This is a genomic window from Nannocystis bainbridge (genome assembly GCF_028368995.1).
GTDB lineage: Bacteria > Myxococcota_A > Polyangia > Nannocystales > Nannocystaceae > Nannocystis > Nannocystis bainbridge.
Map to the genome: position 1 here is coordinate 1703233 of NZ_JAQNDL010000002.1, position 15182 is coordinate 1718414.

Sequence of the window (15182 nt, forward strand, 5' to 3'; positions counted from 1 at the left end):
CGCGCCGGCTGCAAAACCGGGGCGACTCGCACCGACCTACTCGTGTGCAGTCGTCCTCCGAAGCCACCACCCTCCTCCCCTCGCCCCCGCTCCGCGACCTCGCCCTCGCCCTCGACCTCGACCGCGCCGGCGGCCCCGTGGCGCTCGACCCGGCGCGCCTCATCCTCGTCGGCAGCGCCCCCTCGGCCGACCTGCGGATCGGCGATCCCACCGTCTCGGCCCGGCACGCGCGGATCGGCGGCGACGGCCGCGGCATGATGGTCGAGGACCTCGGCTCGACCAACGGCACCTACGTCGACGGCGTCCGGGTCCAGCGCGCGTGGCTGGCCCCGGGCATGCGTCTCGGGCTCGGCGGGTTCCAGGCCACCGTCGTCGCCCAGCGCGCCGCCCCGCCGCCCCGCCTCGTCAACCCGCCCGGCATGATCGGCAGCTCTCCTGTCTTTCAGGACATGCTCGCTCGCCTGCGCAAGTTCGCCGGCCTGGCCCAGGCGGTGCTGCTGCGCGGCGAGACCGGCACCGGCAAGGAGCTGGCGGCCCGCGCCCTCCACGGCGAGGGTCCACGCGCCGCCGGCCCGTTCGTCGCCGTCAACTGCGGCGCCATCCCCGAGGGTCTGTTCGAGAGCGAGCTGTTCGGCCACGTGCGCGGGGCCTTCACCGGCGCCGCGCGGGCCCACGTCGGCGCGTTCGTCCGCGCCCACCGCGGCACGCTGTTCCTCGACGAGATCGCCGAGCTGCCGCTGGGTCTGCAGGCCAAGCTGCTTCGCGTGCTCGAGACGCGGCGCGTCGTCCCGGTCGGCGGCGAGGCCGAGCAGGCCATCGACGTCCGGGTCGTCTCGGCCACCCACCAGCCGATGGAGCGCCTGGTAGCCGAGGGCCGGTTCCGCTGCGACCTCTACCACCGCCTCAGCGTGCTCGCCGTCGAGGTCCCCGGCCTCGCCGACCGCCCGGGCGACATCCCCGAGCTCCTCGCCCAATTCGCCACCGAGCTGGCCGCCGAGTTCGGCCGTCCCGTCCGCCTCACCGAGCCGGGCCTGCGCGCCGCCGCGGCTCGCCGCTTCCCCGGCAACATCCGCGAGCTCCGCAACATCCTCCTGCGCGCCGCCGCGATCCACGACGGCCCGCTCGGCCCGCTCGAGCTGTTCCCTGCCCCCGGTCCCGCCGCAGCCGCCGGCAGCCCCGCCGACGCCCTCGCCGTCCCGCGCGGCACCTACGCCGCGATGCACCGCAGCCTGCTCGAGCTCGTCGTGCGCGAGGCCGGCTCGATCCGCAAGGCCGCCACCCAGCTCGACGTGCCGCGCTCGACCCTCAGCGCCTGGCTCAAGGACGAGGCCGCATGACAAGACATGTCTTGAGCACCATGTCTCTCACGACACGCCCCATAGGACATGCCTTAAAGGCCATGCCCTCCAGGACATGTCTCGTAAGACATATTCGCCCGTCTGCGGCCCCGTTGGGCCATGAGGGCGTCCGCGCGTCACGAAGTTGTGATCGGATCCTCCCACATGTCGTGAGTCCGATCACCGTATCTCCAGCGCAATCGCAGACATTTTGCCGACCTTGCGGTGAATACCGGCCAAACGACGCTTTGGCGCAATCTGGCGCCTGGGGGCCACAGCCTGCGTCCCGGGCCCTCCCCGGCGCCTGGCGCTCCGGTCCCCGGATTTTGGTGTTGGAGCCCGGGACGACCCGGGTACCGTGGCTTCATGCGGAGATTGAGCCTCAACGTTGTTCTCGCGGGCCTCACCGGCGTCGGCGGCCTCGCCGCCTGTGAGAGCAAGGATGCTGCGGATTCGGCGACCACGTTACCGGGCAATTCCGGGATCCTCACCCTCCCGACGACCTTCCCGGACAGCGGCGGGGCGAGCGACAGCGACGGCGCCACCGAGACCGGCGGGACCGACGGCGCCACCGACGGCGCCACGAGCGAGCCCGTCACCACCTCCGGCTCGGGCGGCCTCAAGTTCGACCTCGAGGCCTCGCCCGACGGCGGCATGGCCGACACCGGCGTCGAGCCTTGCGACGACCCGAACGACCCGGGTTGCAAGTGCAGCATCCCCGACCACGTGCCGTGCGACAACGGCACCCAGGATCCCTTTCTCGCCATGGGCCTCAACTGTCCGGGCGAGTTGCAGGTCACGGCCACCAAGGCGGGCTCGCCGGGGGCGATCGGCGTGCGCTACGTGTTCGGCCAGGGCGGCACCTTCAACCCGCGCGAAGGCGCCTCGTACGCGGTCATCGGCAGCGGCCTGGTCTCGGATCTCAACAACCAGACCCCGCCGGGCGACTTCAACCTCGAGCCCACCCACTGCAACGACGACGTCGGCAACTTCGACCCCGGCAACAACCTGCCGCCGCCGCTGCGCATCAACGACGTCGGCGGCGACTGCACGCAGAACGCCGGCCTGCTCGGCACTGGCGACTGCTCCAACACCATCCAGGGCCAGTTCCAGAACTTCGGCGCCAACGACTACACCGAGCTGCGGTTCGTCATGCAGGTGCCGCAGGACGTGACCTCGTTCAGCTACGACTTCGCGTTCCTCTCGGTCGAGTACCCCGACTACTACCAGTCGGCCTTCAACGACATGTACATCGGCTGGCTCGAGTCGGAGAAGTGGACCGGCAACATCTCGTTCGACCAGCAGGGCAACCCGATCTCGCTCAACGCCGGCTTCCTCGAGTTCAAGGACGATCCGAGCGGCCAGAACCCGATCCCGCAGTTCCAGAACACCTGCATGCGCCAGCACGCGGGCACCAACTGGCTGCAGACCACCGCCGGCGTGACGCCCGGCGAGTCGATCACGGTCGTGTTCGCCATCATGGACATCAGCGACTCGATCCTCGACAGCTACGTGTTCCTCGACAACTTCAAGTGGGGCTGCGAGCCGACCGGCAAGCCCAGCACCATGCCTCCCGGCTGATCGGCGTCCGCATCGCCCTCGGCCCCGCATCTCCGGCCGGCTCAGCCGGGCGCTCGCCCGCGCCCGGCGGTGTCGGCCGGATCCAATTGACAAGCAGCGGGCCCCTGGTAGCGTCCCAGGCGCATGTCCGTCACGCCCAGCGACAACGAAGACACGTACTTCCAGCAGCGCGAGCGGGAGCTCCGGGACCAGCTCCGCGAGCAGCTCGACAAGGCTGCCGGCGACCTCCGCGACGAACGCGAGACCGAGAAGCTCTCCCTGTCCGACCGGATCGCCGCCCTCGGCTTCACCGGCGACAAGCTCAAGGTGTTCGACCTCCTGCCGCTCGTCCACGTCGCGTGGGCCGACGGCACGGTCAGCCGCAAGGAGCGGACCGCCATCCTCGACGTCCTCCGCGGCCGCGGGATCCAGCCCGGCACCGAGGCCTTCCGCACCGTCGAGAGCCTGCTCGAGGAGCGCCCGTCGCAGACCTTCCTCGATCAGAGCCTCGTCGTCCTCAAGGAGGCCGTCGGCGGCGCCCGGGCCGCCAACATCGTCGAGCTCTGCGTCCAGGTCGCCGGCGCCAGCGGCGGCTTCCTCAACATGGGCACCGTCTCCGACGACGAGCGCGCCCTCATCGAGCAGATCGCCAACCAGCTCGGCGGGCCCGCCCTCGCCGAGTTCAAGAAGCAGCTCGGCTGACCGCCGACCCTCTCCGCGACCCGCGGCGCAGCTCGCAAGGAGCCGCCCGCGGGTCTCGTCGTGCGCATCGACCCTCTGCACGACCCTGGCGCAGCTCGCATCGAGCCGCCCGCCAGTCTGGCACGCGCGCGCCGACCCTCTCCGCGAAGCGCGGCGCCGCTCGCACCGAGCGGCCCACAGGTCTCGTCGTGCGCGCCGACAGGCGGGCGCCTGTGCGGTCTGCCCTCCGGCGCGGATGCCTGCGCGCGTCGGCGACTGCACGCCTGGCAGTCCGCCAGGACCTGCTCGAACGGTCATGTCCCCTTCGACATGAGCGATCGGACATGCCCTTCAGGGCATGTCCCTTCGGGCACCCGCGCTCGAGCGGTGCGGCTCGCGGCCCCGCGCCGGCGGCTCAGCTCCGCAGCAGCCGCGGCGGCACTTCGCCGCCCTGGTTGATCATCTTGCGCAGCACCTGCTGCAGCGCCGGCGTGTCCTTGAACTCCGTCGTGCCTTCCTCGGACTTGCTGGTGACGAACAGCTGGCGGTACTCGATGCTGCTGTCGGCGCGGGTGTCGGGCTCGATGATCTCCATCACCTGCATCGACTCGAGGTTGACCCCGCTGTTGAGGCGGATGACCACGTCGATCGCGTGCGCCAGCGACAGCGTCAGGCCCTGCACCGCGCCGCCGGACGCGGTCCCGAGCGCGGCCAGGCGCGACAGCGCGTGGGCCGTGTTGATGCCCCACAGCGAGACCACCGCCCCGCGGCTCGCCCCCGCCAGCGCGTCGATCACCCCGGCCGCGTCCTGGTGCCCGCACTGCTGCGAGATCAACAGGTCGAGCCCGCCGCGCAGCAGCACCCCGAGGACCGGCCCGAGCTCGAGCTTGTCATTGGCCTCGGTCAAACGGCGCACCGGCACCCAGCCCTTGCGCGCGCTGCCCAGGCGACCCGAGTCGGAGATGCACGCGACGCGCAGCGACTCGGGGATCTCGCCGACCAGCGCGCGCATGAAGCGGTCGAGGTTGACGCCGCCCGAGGCGCATACCAGCACGCGCCGGCACGACTTCAGGGTCGCGACCAGGAACTCGCGCATGTCGGCCGACAGCACGCCCTCCTGCACCAGCGCCGTCAGGTTGTTGGCGTCGGTGCGCATGCGCCGGAGGCTGATCACGAACTGCCGCGCCGGGTGCGGCGGCAGCAACGCGTAGAGATAGAACCCGTGATCGACGATGCCCTCGATGATGTGGGCGCCCTCGACCCACAGCCCCCGCTTCTTGCACATGCGCTGCATCGCCATCAGCAGCGCGCGCTCGCCGGTGAAGCGGATCTCGAGCCGCTCGCCGTTGCCGTCGTCGCGGACCACGTGGATCGGCGCGGTGCCGACGACCTGGATCTCACGCACCGAGTCGTCGCGCATCAGGTCGCCGAGCGGGCCCCACTCGAGCATCTCTCGCAGGATCCGCTCGCGGAACGGGCCCACGTCGACGGTCGCCTCGATCTGCTGCGAGTCGCGGAAGTCGGCCAGGATGCCGTCGACCAGCTCGATGACCTCCTTGCGCTCTTCCTCGCCGACCTCGCCCGACGTCATCGGATCGATGCGCGGCACCGCCTTCAGCAGCGTCTGGTGGATCTGCGCCGCCAGGCCGTCGAGGTACGTGCTCTCGATCCCGGCCGCGGCCACCCGCTGCGCCGAAGTCACGAGCCCGGTGTCGTCCTGGGCGTCGCGGCGGCGCTTGTCGTCGGCCGGCGACGGCACCAGGGCCGTGTCCTCGCCGTCGAGCATCAGGATGTAGTCGCCGACGTAGACGCGGTCGGTGCGACGCACGGTCCGTGGGGCCTGGACCTTGCGGCCGTTGAGGTAGGTGCCGTTGGTGCTCTCGAGGTCGACCACCTCGATGCGGCTCTCGATCTTGCGGAAGCACAGGTGGTGCTTCGACACGTTGACGCGGTCGAGCACGAGGTCGTTGTCGTCCTCGCGGCCGATCGAGAACTCCTCGCCCGCGAACGCGAATCGCTGGGTCTGGCCGCCCTTTTCGTGGACTACTACCGTCAGCACAGACCGCTCTTACCGCGGAGCTCTCGCCCGCTCAAGACCTGCACCCGGGACAGTCGGTCCCCGGCGGGCGCGGTCCGGCGTGCTAGAACTCGTCGACGCGGTCGAGGGCGTCGTCGAGAGCATCGATTTCGCGCTGCGACGGCCCGCCTGGGCCCCCGGCGGGCTCCGAGGCGCGGCGAGCGGCCCCGGGCCGCGCCAGGGCGGCCGCGTCGGGCGAGGCCGCCACCGCCGCGCTGCGCTGCGTCCCTCGCACCCAGCGACGGGCGACGAAGAACAGCAGCGTCAACGCCACCAGGGCCGCCACCGCCGTGCCCCACACGAGCTCCGGTCGACCGATGTAGCCGCGGATGTCGGGGAAGCGCGCCACCAGGGTGCCCTCGATCTGCTCGCGCGACTCGCCGTCGCGCGCCTGCTCGAGGATCTGCGCCTCCAACTTGCGCGCCTGCGGCGACGGGCAGGTCGCTATCGTGCGGCCCGGGCAGTAGGGCGACATCAGATCGTGGCTGAGCTCGAGCATCAGCGCCTCGGCCTCGGCCTCGGGGCGGGCGCTCGTGGCCGCTTCAGGCGTTGCAGGACCTGAAGCCGGCGCCGAAGCTGGCGCAGAGAACATGGCTCAGTCCTCGCCCATGTTCAGCTTCTTGGCGCCACGTCCGCCGCCGCCGACGTGCTTCACCTTGGCCTTGCCGGTGTTCTTCGGCGGGTTCAGGGTCGCCAGGCAGAACTTGTCGTGGGCTTCCTTCTGCTTCGGATCGTTGAGATCCGGCTTCGGCAGCGGCTCGTCGGTGATGTTCTTGAGGTACTTGGTGATCTTGTTCTCGATGATGAGCCAGTGGGCGTCGGCCTGGGCGACCGCGTTCTGGTCGTTGTTGTTGAACGCGTCGGGGTAGCCGTGCATCACCAGTTCGTGGGCCTCGAGGAAGTGGCCGATGAGCTTGGACTTCTCGAGGATCCGCGGCTCGTTCGAGAACAGCCGCTGCTGCCACGTGTTCACCAGCGGGATGAAGTTCTGCTTGAACTGGTACCACTGCTCTTCGGTGGGGCTGCCGGGCTCCGCACCTGCGCCCTTGGCGCCCTCTTTCTTCATCTCGTCGCGGAAGCACTCGAGCTCGCCGAAGTAGCCGAGCATCTTCTTCAGGTTCGCCTTGTCGAACTTGTGAAGGTGCTTCTCGCCCTCGGGGTCCTTGCGGTCCCAGGCCTTGAACTCCTCGTCGGACGGCGGCGGGAGACCAGCGGGCGGCCGCTTGATGTCCTTCTTCACGTAGCCGGCGTCCTCCAAGATCTTCTTCTCGGGGTCTTCGGCCAGCTTCTCGGCCAGGGTCTTCCCGTCGCCCCCGCAGCCGGAGCACATCAGCGACAGGGGGACGAGCACGCTCGCCAGAACACCGAGGGACGATCGCAGTGCGGACATATCGAAGATCCTGAGCTCGGTCGCCACTTTAGCCGGCCGCCCGCGCCCGTGTAAAGCGCGGCGCTGGCGGCCTGCGCGGCTGCGGCGGGAGCGGCCGCCAGGCCCCGCGGGCGGCCGCGGGCGAGCGGGCGCGGCCTTCGTCCCGTCGCCGCGCCCTTCGCCACGCCCTTCACCGCTCCGGCCTCCGCCCGGCGAGCCCTGGCCTCGGCGTCCTCCGGGTCGAGCCTCGTGCGGCCGCTCGACGGCCCGAGGTGCCGCGGTTCACGATCGGATCTCTCCCTCGCCCGGACCCGCCACATCGTCGACGGGGCCGACCGATCGGCGCCGCGACGTCGACCACCTCGCCGCGCGACGCCTCGCCGCCACGCGGATCGATCCCTACCGCGATCGTCGAGATATCGCCGCGATCACCATGCATACGCGACCTGACCGTTCGGACGGGACCTGCGCACGAGCGCGTGTCGGCGGCAGCATTTCACCGTTGCGACGGGCGAGCCGACAGCCGCCTCGACGTCGCCGCGACATCGTCGGCGCTGGTTGTTCTTTGATGCTGTGTCTGTAGACTCGCCGTGGCTGAACAACTCAGCGCCACGGAGAGCCATGCCACCCAGCAAGAAGACCGCCAGCAAGAAAGCCCCGGCCAAGAAGACCGCCAAGAAGGCCGCCCCCGCCGCGGCCGCTCCGGCCAAGAAGGCCGGCAAGAAGGCCACCAAGAAGGCCGCCAAGAAGGCCACCAAGGCCGCTCCGGCCAAGAAGGCTGCCAAGGCCGCTCCGGCCAAGAAGGCCGCCAAGAAGGCCGGCAAGAAGGCTGCCAAGAAGGCCGCCCCGGCCAAGAAGGCCGCCGGCAAGAAGGCCGCCAAGAAGGCCGCCAAGTCCGCCCCGGCCAAGAAGACTGCCAAGCGCGCCTCGGCCAAGAAGGCTGCGGCGAGCCGCGCCGAAGAGGAGGAAGAAATAGGCCCTGGACTGAAACCCGGCGATCCGGCCCCACCATTCTCGTTGGCGGCCGACGACGGCAAGACGTACGCCCTGCGCGACTTCGCGGGGCGACGGGTCGTCCTCTACTTCTACCCGCGCGACAACACGCCGGGATGCACCACCGAGGCCTGTGACTTCCGCGACCGCCAGCCCCGTTTCGCCACTTCCGGCGTGACCGTGCTGGGCGTCAGCGGCGACAGCCTCGCCTCGCACGCCAAGTTCCGCGCCAAGTTCGGCCTGAACTTCCCGCTGCTGACCGACCCGGGCAACCAGGTCGCAGCCGCCTACGGCGTCTTCGGTGAGAAGCAGATGTACGGCCGCAAGGTCCAGGGCATCATCCGCAGCACCTTCGTGATCGGCCCCGACGGCCGCCTCGGGGCCGTCCACAGCCCCGTGCGGGTCGCCGGCCACGCCGACGCCCTGCTCGCGGCTCTGCCCGCCTGACATTCATCGCGGCCCTGGCCGCCTGACACGCCGCCCTTCGGCACGCACCCGGTCCCCGGAGCGTCGCGCCGCCGAGGGCCGGCGTGGCTTTTTCGTCGCGCTTCGGCCGTTGCACCGCACGGCCGGCAGCCGCGCTCGCAGCTCCGGCGTCCTCATGCAGGGGCTCACGTCGATCGCATCCGCCGCCGTCTCCGCGACCCGCCCGCCGCGCGCTCCACCCCTCTCGCCGGCCCACGGATCCTCACATCCTTGCGCCGGGCTGCCGGCGGGGTCCTCGGCCGCGCCGGCAGATCCCGTTCGCGCGGGCTTTGCGGTACCCTCGACCCCGTCATGAGCGCTCGCCCGGCTCTGCGCCGCCTGTCCTCGAGGACCTGGCCCATCGCGCCTGTCCTTTGCGCCCTGGTCTGTGCGACAGCGGCCGCCGAGCCTCCGCCGCCTCCGCCGGCGGCGCCCACCAGCGGCGGCTACTGGCTCGGCGCCCACCTGCTCGGCCCGGGGCCCGGCGTGCTCGCGGCCACCGAGGCCATGTCGCTCGGGACCTCGGTCGAGGGCGCCCCCACCAGCGTCGGCGCCGTCGTCGGCCAGGTCGGCACCATCCACGACGCCATGCGGTTCGTCGCTCGCTGGGCCTTCGCCGGCGTCGCCGGGGCTGCGCGTGACCGGAACCTGCGCCAGCCACCCGCCCCCGTCCCCGGCGGCGATCTGCTGCCGACCCACGGCGCCGTCCTGGTCGCCCTCACCGTGCAGGGCCGCAGCCCCGAGGGCGGCGCTCGCACCGTCCAGTGGCCCAAGGAGCAGAGCGAGTTGCTGCCGCCCGATCTGCCGTGGATCCCCGCCGCGCTGGTGCCCGACCGCGCGCCGCTGTTCGCCGCCCCCGCCGCCCGGGTCCCGCCGACCGGTGAGCGCTTCGCTCTCGCGCGCCGGGCCGGCAGCCTGTTCGTGCTCGGCGCACTCGACCGCTGCGACGATCGCTCGACGCCGCGATCCGGCGTCCCCGGCGAGCCCGTGCGCACCTGCCTGCGCTGGTACCAGGTCGTCGTCCGCGACGGCGAGCGCTTCCAGGCCGGCTACCTCCCCGCCTTCCAGGTCGCCCTCGTCGACGACTGGCGCCGCGGCCAGGGCGCCCTCCCGCGGGCCCAGCTGATCGCCAGCGGCACCCGCGGCGACACGGCCCAGTTCGTCCTCCTCGCCCGCGCGCGCGACAACACCGTGCACCGCCTCACCCTCGAGGCCCCGCTGACCGGCGACGCCTTCCCCGAGGCCACCCTCGCCGTCGACGGCGACTGGGCCGAGGTCCGCTTCGCCGGCGCCGCCCCGCGCCGGATCGCCCTCGACGCGACGATGGACGCGCGCCCGCGCTGACCCTCGGAACATGTCCCGAAGGACAGATGCACATGTCCTTGGAGACATGTCCCAGAGGACATCCGCAGCCTCGAAACGACCTGGCCCGCGTGACATGTCCCAAGAGTCGGAACAAGTCGCCGCGAAGTCGAAAAACATGGCCCGCCAGGACATGTCCCGAGAGACAGCATGCGTCGCGCGGATCGCCCGCGCTCATCGACGCCGCGGAGACCTCTGCCACACGCAGCAGCGAGTCCGTCGCCGCCTGTCCTCCGCGACATGCACGTCGCAAGCGGGGCCCGACTTCCACCCCGCGCGAACGAACCCTCGCGCCGCAAAAGTCAGGCGCCCCACCGCGAGCGACGCCGACTCGCGGCCAGGACGCAGGCCCCTTCCGCGCCGCCCTCTCCGCTGCACCGGGGTCGCCCTCGCGCGCGCGTTCCGGCCCTCCCGGCCCGTGCTCGCGCTTGAAAGGGCGACGTGCTATCCGTGAGCGCATGCGCGTCCTCGCGGGTGACATCGGCGGCACCAAGACCTTGCTCGCGGTCCTCGATCAGCGGCCGGACGGGCGTTTCGAAGAGGTCGTGCGCCAGCGCTACGTCAGCGCCGACCACCCCGGCCTCGGGCCGATCGTGCGCGATTTCCTGGCCCGCGCCGACGTCCCCGACATCACCCGCGCCGGCTTCGGCGTCGCTGGCCCCGTCGTCGATCGGCGCAGCCGCGTCACCAACCTCCCGTGGCAGATCGACGCCGACCTGCTCGCCGCCGAGCTCGGCCTGCAATCCGTCGCGCTGATCAACGACTTCGCCGCCGTCGCGCTCGGCTTGCAGGTCCTCAGCCCCGCCGACCTCGAGGTCCTGCAGGCGGGCGAGCGCGATCCGTCGGGCCCGATCGCCCTCATCGGCGCCGGCACCGGCCTCGGCGAGGCCGTGCTCGTGCCCACCCCCGCGGGCCCGCGCTTCGTCGCCAGCGAGGGCGGGCACTGCGACCTCGCCCCGCGCAACGAGCTCGAGATCGCCTTGCTGCGCTTCCTCCTCAAGCAGCACCACCGCGTCTCCTACGAGCGGATCGTCTCCGGCCCCGGCCTCGTCACCGCCTATCAGTTCGTCGTCGCCGAGGGCCTCGCACCTGAACTTTCGGACACCCGCGAGCGCATGGCCACCGAGGACCCCGGCGCCGTCATCGGCGCGCGCGCCCTCGCCGGCGACGACCCCGCCTGCGTGCGCGCCGTCGACATCTTCCTCGACCTCTATGGCGCCGAGGCCGGCAACCTCGCGCTCAAGGTCCTGCCGACCGGCGGCCTCTTCGTCGCCGGCGGGATCGCCGGCAAGCTGCTGCCGCGGCTGCGCGACGGTCGGTTCATCACCGCCTTCACCGACAAGGGCCGCATGAGCCCCCTGCTCCGCGCCATGCACGTCGCCGTGGTCAAGAACGCCGACGTCGGCCTGCTCGGGGCCGGCCTCGCCGGGCTCGGCTGACAGCCATGTCCGCGCGCGTCGACGCTCTGATCGCCGGCTACCGGCATGAGGTCCGGAACCGCTGGCTGCTCACCTGGGCCAGCCGCCTGATCTCGCTGTTCCTCTGCGGCCTCTACGTCTACCTGCTGATGGTCCTCGGCCGCGACGACCCGTTCTACATCAGCCTCAACCTGGTCGGCTTCGTCACCGGCCTGTCCGGCATCGTCATCCTCTTCTACTACGAGGTCCCCGGCGTCGTGCGGGCGCTGCACGGCCCCGACCCTGCCCTCGCCGACGACGCCTGGGAGGCCATCGAGCGCCTGCGTCCGCAGCTCATGCCGCGGCTGCTCGCCGACCTCAACCTCCCGCCGGACGAGCGCCCCGAGCTCGCCCGCACGCTCGACCGCGCCGGCGTCGTGCGCCTCACCGAAGCGCGTGCGCGCGACCGCTGGCGCACCTTCGGCCCGATCTACCTCGCGGGCTTCAGCGTGGCCCTCGCCGCCTACCTGTGGCTCGTCTTCACCTGGGTGCCCGAGACGATCCGCTGAAACGCCTGTCTCTCTGAACATGTCCTTTTTGTGCGCCCTGACCCGCTCGCGGGGCAGTCTGGCTCCCATCGTGCGATCGGGCAGCCTGGATCGCACGAACCGCTCCCGGACACGTTTATGAACATGTCCTTCGCGGCATGTCCTTTCAGACATTCACGAAAGGACATGACTTCTAGGACATGCCCTAAAGAACATGTCGCAACGCACCTGTCCCGCCGGCCTGCCTGGCCCGCGCCGCGAGCATCGCCGGGCGCCTCTCAGCCCGCGTCGCCGGCCTCGGGGCGCGCGTGGCTTTCGACCCGCGCGCGCAGCTCCGCGTGGCCTTGCAGCCCCGGGTCGCTCGCCAGGATCTCGCTCGCCGCCGCGCGGGCCGCCTCGAGCAGCGCCACCCCTTCGCCGGCGAGCCCCGCCCAGGCCACCCGCCCGGCCTGTCGTAGTCCGAACAGCTCGCCGGGCCCGCGCTCGGCCAGGTCGCGCTCGGCCACCGTGAAGCCGTCGTGCGTGTCGGCCAGCACCTGCAGGCGGCGCGCCGCGGCGCTGCCCGCCTCCGCCCCGGTGTGCAGCAGGCACCACGAGCTCGCCGTCCCGCGGCCGATCCTGCCGCGCAGCTGGTGCAGCTGCGACAGCCCGAAGTGCTCCGCGTGCTCGATCAGCATGAACCTGGCCTCGGGCACATCCACCCCGACCTCGATCACCGTCGTCGCTACCAGCACGTCGATCGCCCCCGCGCGGAACTTGGCCATCGCCGCCGCGCGGCGGGCCGGGTCGATCCGCCCGTGCACCACCTCGATCCGCTTGTCCGGCAGCAGCCCACGCAGCTCCGTCGCCGCCTCGTCGACGTCGCTGGCCTCGCGCGCCCCCGCCTCGATCTGCGGGCACACCACGAAGCCCTGCAACATGTCCCTGCGGACATGTTCTGCCAGGCGGAAGCGGGCCCGCCCGATCGGCCCCGCCATCAGCGTCGTGTCCGGCGGCCGGCGCCCCGGCGGCGCCTCGCGCAGCGTCGACACATCGAGCTCGCCGACCAGCGACAGCGCCAGCGTCCGCGGGATCGGCGTCGCCGTCAGCACCAGCAGGTGCGGCGCTCGCCCCTTGTCGCGCAGCAGCGCCCGCTGACGCACGCCGAAGCGGTGCTGCTCGTCGACCACCACCAGCCCGAGGCGGCGGAACTGCACGTCCTCGGTCAGCAGCGCGTGCGTCCCGACCACCAGCTCCGCCGCGCCCGAGGCCGCCGCCTCGACCACCGCGGCGCGCTCGCTGCGGCTCATCGAGCCCGTCAGCAGCGCCAGCCGGATCCCCGCCGCCAGGCACCACGGCCGCAGCGTCGCCGCGTGTTGTTGGGCCAGGATCTCCGTCGGCGCCATCCAGGCCGCCTGCCCGCCCGCCGCCACGATCCCCGCGCTGGCCGCGAACGCCACCAGCGTCTTGCCCGAGCCGACGTCGCCCTGCAGCAGGCGCAGCATCGGCCGCGGCCGCGACAGATCGGCCTCGATCTCCTCGATCGCCGTCCACTGCGCCTGCGTCGGCTCGAACGGCACACACGCGCGCAGCAGCTCGCGCCGCGTGCCCTCGCCCGGCAGCAGCGTCACTGTCACCGGCAGCGCCTGCGCGACCGCGCGGCGGCGCAGCAGCGCCAGCTGGGCCACCAGCAGCTCGTCGAACAGCAGCCGCCGGTGCGCCGGCGAGCGACCGGCCTGCAGCGCCGCGATCGCCTCGACCGACAGCGCCTCGTCGGGCACGTGCAGCAGCGTCAGCGCCGGCGCGAGCGCCATCAGCCCCAGGCGCTCGCGCAGCGCGGGCGGCAGCGGATCGATCAGCGACGGCCCCAGCCGCTCGAGCGCCGCCCGACACAGCTTGGCCAGCGTCGCCTCGCCGACCCCCTCGACCTCCGGGTAACGGACCGTGATCGTCGGACCGGGCGCCTCGGGATCGCGGATCTCCGGGTGGATCAGCGCCAGCTTGCCCTTCTTGCGGCTGACGCGGCCGACCAGCAGCACGCGCTTGCCCGCCTGCGCGCGCTCGGCCAGGCCGCCGACGCGGTGGAACCACTGGCACTGCAGACCGATCTCGCGGCCGCCCTCCTCGACCACGCAATCGAGCCCGGCGAAGAAGCGGCCACGGAAGAACCGCTGCGAGAACTTGCGGATCGTCGCCACCACCGCCGCCTCGGCCCCGTCGGCCGCCTCGGCCAGCGGCGCGCGGTGGCGGCGGTCGCGGTAGCCGGTCGGGATCACGCGGGCCAGGTCGGCGAGCGTGACCAGCCCGTGGGCGGCCAGCTTGGCGGCGGTCTTGGGGCCGACGCCCGGCAGGTCGCCGAGCTCGCCGGCCTCGCTGTCGCGCGGCGGCACGATGACCGATCGTTCAGGTCGCGAGGGACATGTCCCTCAGGTCAGCTCGCTGGGTTCGGCGGCGTGAACGTGAACCGCAGCTCGTGGTCGCACAGGAAGTACACGCTGCCGTCGTTGACCTTGTGGTTGTCGACGCGCTGACCCTCGAACTCGATGCCGTTGGTGCTGCCGAGGTCCTTGATGAAGTAGTCGTGACCGCGGCGGACCACCGACGCGTGGCGGCGCGAGATGTTGGCGTCCTTGATCGCCAGGTCGGAGAACTTCTGACCGCGGCCGATCACGAACTCCTCCTTGTCGATCTCGTACCACTGGCCCTCGAACAGCACGTACAGCGGGCGCGGCTTGCTGACTGGCGCCCCCGTCGGGGGCGGCAGGCGCGAGGCTGTCGGCGGACGCGGCAGCGACGGCGTCGGCTTGGCCGGGGCCGACGCGCCGAGGCTGGGTGGCGGCGCCGGCATGGCTGCCGGGGTCGGCACTGGGGTCGAGGGGGCCGTCGCCGGCTTGGGCAGCCGCGGCTGCGGCAGCGCGCTCGGGGCGCGGTTCTGGCTCGAGCTGATGCTCGCCGGCGGCGCTGCGGGGCCTGGCGGCGGCGACATCGTCGGACCCGAACCCGGGGGTCGCACACCCGGCGGACGCGGGACCGGGGCCGCGCTGGGCAGCGGCGCGGAGCCTGGACGGGGCGCACCGGGCGGCCCGGCCTGGGCCGAGAGGGTCGCCCGTGGCGGCGTGTTGGGGCCGGACGGCGGCGCGGGCGTCATCCCCGAGGCCTCGTCCTTCTTGCCCTTGGCCGCGCCCTTGAACAGCTGTAGCAGCGCCGCCTGGACCACATCATCGGTGGCGATCCCGCGGCGTTTGGCGAGGGCCTCGACCCGGGCCCAGAGGTCATCACGACATTGGAACTGGCGCAGCGTCTTGCTCATGCACGTCCCCCACGAGGTGCGGCCCGGTTGACGCGGGCGTGTCCTCGGTACGCCCCGGCATCCTAAGAAGTTGATGGCGCGCGGGTCAACTGCGGCCGTCGCGG

At 72.1% G+C, this 15182-nt stretch carries 12 protein-coding genes; 7 read left to right on the top strand and 5 right to left on the bottom strand.

From position 1 onward, the window contains the following. Positions 1-44 precede the first annotated feature (44 nt). From POL25_RS24385 to POL25_RS24395, 3 genes are all read left to right on the top strand, one after another. Positions 45-1337, top strand: a complete 1293-nt coding sequence (locus POL25_RS24385; protein WP_272088554.1) for an FHA and sigma-54 interaction domain-containing protein — start codon at positions 45-47, stop codon at positions 1335-1337. 366 nt (positions 1338-1703) lie between these two features. Beyond that, positions 1704-2918: a choice-of-anchor L domain-containing protein gene (locus tag POL25_RS24390; protein ID WP_272088555.1), complete on the top strand. Its 1215-nt coding sequence runs from the start codon at positions 1704-1706 to the stop codon at positions 2916-2918. Positions 2919-3041: 123 nt separating this feature from the next. Beyond that, positions 3042-3599, top strand: a complete 558-nt coding sequence (locus POL25_RS24395; protein ID WP_272088556.1) for a tellurite resistance TerB family protein — start codon at positions 3042-3044, stop codon at positions 3597-3599. Between the two features lie 394 nt (positions 3600-3993). Here POL25_RS24395 and POL25_RS24400 read toward each other — a convergent pair whose 3' ends face one another. From POL25_RS24400 to POL25_RS24410, 3 genes are all read right to left on the bottom strand, one after another. Further along, on the bottom strand, positions 3994-5637 hold the full coding sequence (locus tag POL25_RS24400; protein WP_272088557.1) for an FHA domain-containing protein: 1644 nt from the start codon (positions 5635-5637) through the stop codon (positions 3994-3996). Positions 5638-5719: 82 nt separating this feature from the next. Beyond that, positions 5720-6247 (bottom strand): cytochrome c-type biogenesis protein, encoded by a 528-nt coding sequence (locus POL25_RS24405; RefSeq protein ID WP_272088558.1) that lies wholly within the window; start codon positions 6245-6247, stop codon positions 5720-5722. Between the two features lie 3 nt (positions 6248-6250). After that, positions 6251-7006, bottom strand: coding sequence for a hypothetical protein (locus tag POL25_RS24410; RefSeq protein ID WP_272088559.1), 756 nt, complete (start codon positions 7004-7006; stop codon positions 6251-6253). Positions 7007-7645: 639 nt separating this feature from the next. On the opposite strand from POL25_RS24410, the gene POL25_RS24415 reads away from it, so the two are divergent. From POL25_RS24415 to POL25_RS24430, 4 genes are all read left to right on the top strand, one after another. Continuing rightward, entirely contained in the window at positions 7646-8464 is an 819-nt protein-coding gene (locus tag POL25_RS24415) for a peroxiredoxin (protein ID WP_272088560.1), read from the top strand. 330 nt (positions 8465-8794) lie between these two features. Continuing rightward, positions 8795-9826 carry a hypothetical protein gene (locus POL25_RS24420; protein ID WP_272088561.1) on the top strand — a complete coding sequence of 344 codons (1032 nt, stop codon included), beginning with the start codon at positions 8795-8797 and terminating at the stop codon, positions 9824-9826. A gap of 476 nt (positions 9827-10302) precedes the next feature. After that, the gene (locus tag POL25_RS24425) at positions 10303-11283 is read left to right on the top strand and encodes a glucokinase (protein WP_272088562.1); all 981 of its coding nucleotides are present in this window, start codon (positions 10303-10305) and stop codon (positions 11281-11283) included. Positions 11284-11288: 5 nt separating this feature from the next. Continuing rightward, positions 11289-11810, top strand: a complete 522-nt coding sequence (locus POL25_RS24430; RefSeq protein WP_272088563.1) for a hypothetical protein — start codon at positions 11289-11291, stop codon at positions 11808-11810. Positions 11811-12067: 257 nt separating this feature from the next. Here the strand turns inward: POL25_RS24430 and POL25_RS24435 are convergent, their stop codons facing one another. Continuing rightward, positions 12068-14158, bottom strand: a complete 2091-nt coding sequence (locus POL25_RS24435) for an ATP-dependent DNA helicase RecG (RefSeq protein WP_272088564.1) — start codon at positions 14156-14158, stop codon at positions 12068-12070. 41 nt (positions 14159-14199) lie between these two features. Then, positions 14200-15078 carry an FHA domain-containing protein gene (locus tag POL25_RS24440; protein ID WP_272088565.1) on the bottom strand — a complete coding sequence of 293 codons (879 nt, stop codon included), beginning with the start codon at positions 15076-15078 and terminating at the stop codon, positions 14200-14202. Positions 15079-15182 lie beyond the last annotated feature (104 nt).

Excerpts from the sequence above, each read along its gene's own strand:
- POL25_RS24390 (WP_272088555.1), top strand. The coding sequence starts at position 1,704 with ATGCGGAGATTGAGCCTCAACGTTGTTCTCGCGGGCCTCACCGGCGTC.
- POL25_RS24395 (WP_272088556.1), top strand. The coding sequence starts at position 3,042 with ATGTCCGTCACGCCCAGCGACAACGAAGACACGTACTTCCAGCAGCGC.
- POL25_RS24405 (WP_272088558.1), bottom strand. The coding sequence starts at position 6,247 with ATGTTCTCTGCGCCAGCTTCGGCGCCGGCTTCAGGTCCTGCAACGCCT.
- POL25_RS24415 (WP_272088560.1), top strand. The coding sequence starts at position 7,646 with ATGCCACCCAGCAAGAAGACCGCCAGCAAGAAAGCCCCGGCCAAGAAG.
- POL25_RS24420 (WP_272088561.1), top strand. The coding sequence starts at position 8,795 with ATGAGCGCTCGCCCGGCTCTGCGCCGCCTGTCCTCGAGGACCTGGCCC.
- POL25_RS24425 (WP_272088562.1), top strand. The coding sequence starts at position 10,303 with ATGCGCGTCCTCGCGGGTGACATCGGCGGCACCAAGACCTTGCTCGCG.
- POL25_RS24430 (WP_272088563.1), top strand. The coding sequence starts at position 11,289 with ATGTCCGCGCGCGTCGACGCTCTGATCGCCGGCTACCGGCATGAGGTC.
- POL25_RS24440 (WP_272088565.1), bottom strand. The coding sequence starts at position 15,078 with ATGAGCAAGACGCTGCGCCAGTTCCAATGTCGTGATGACCTCTGGGCC.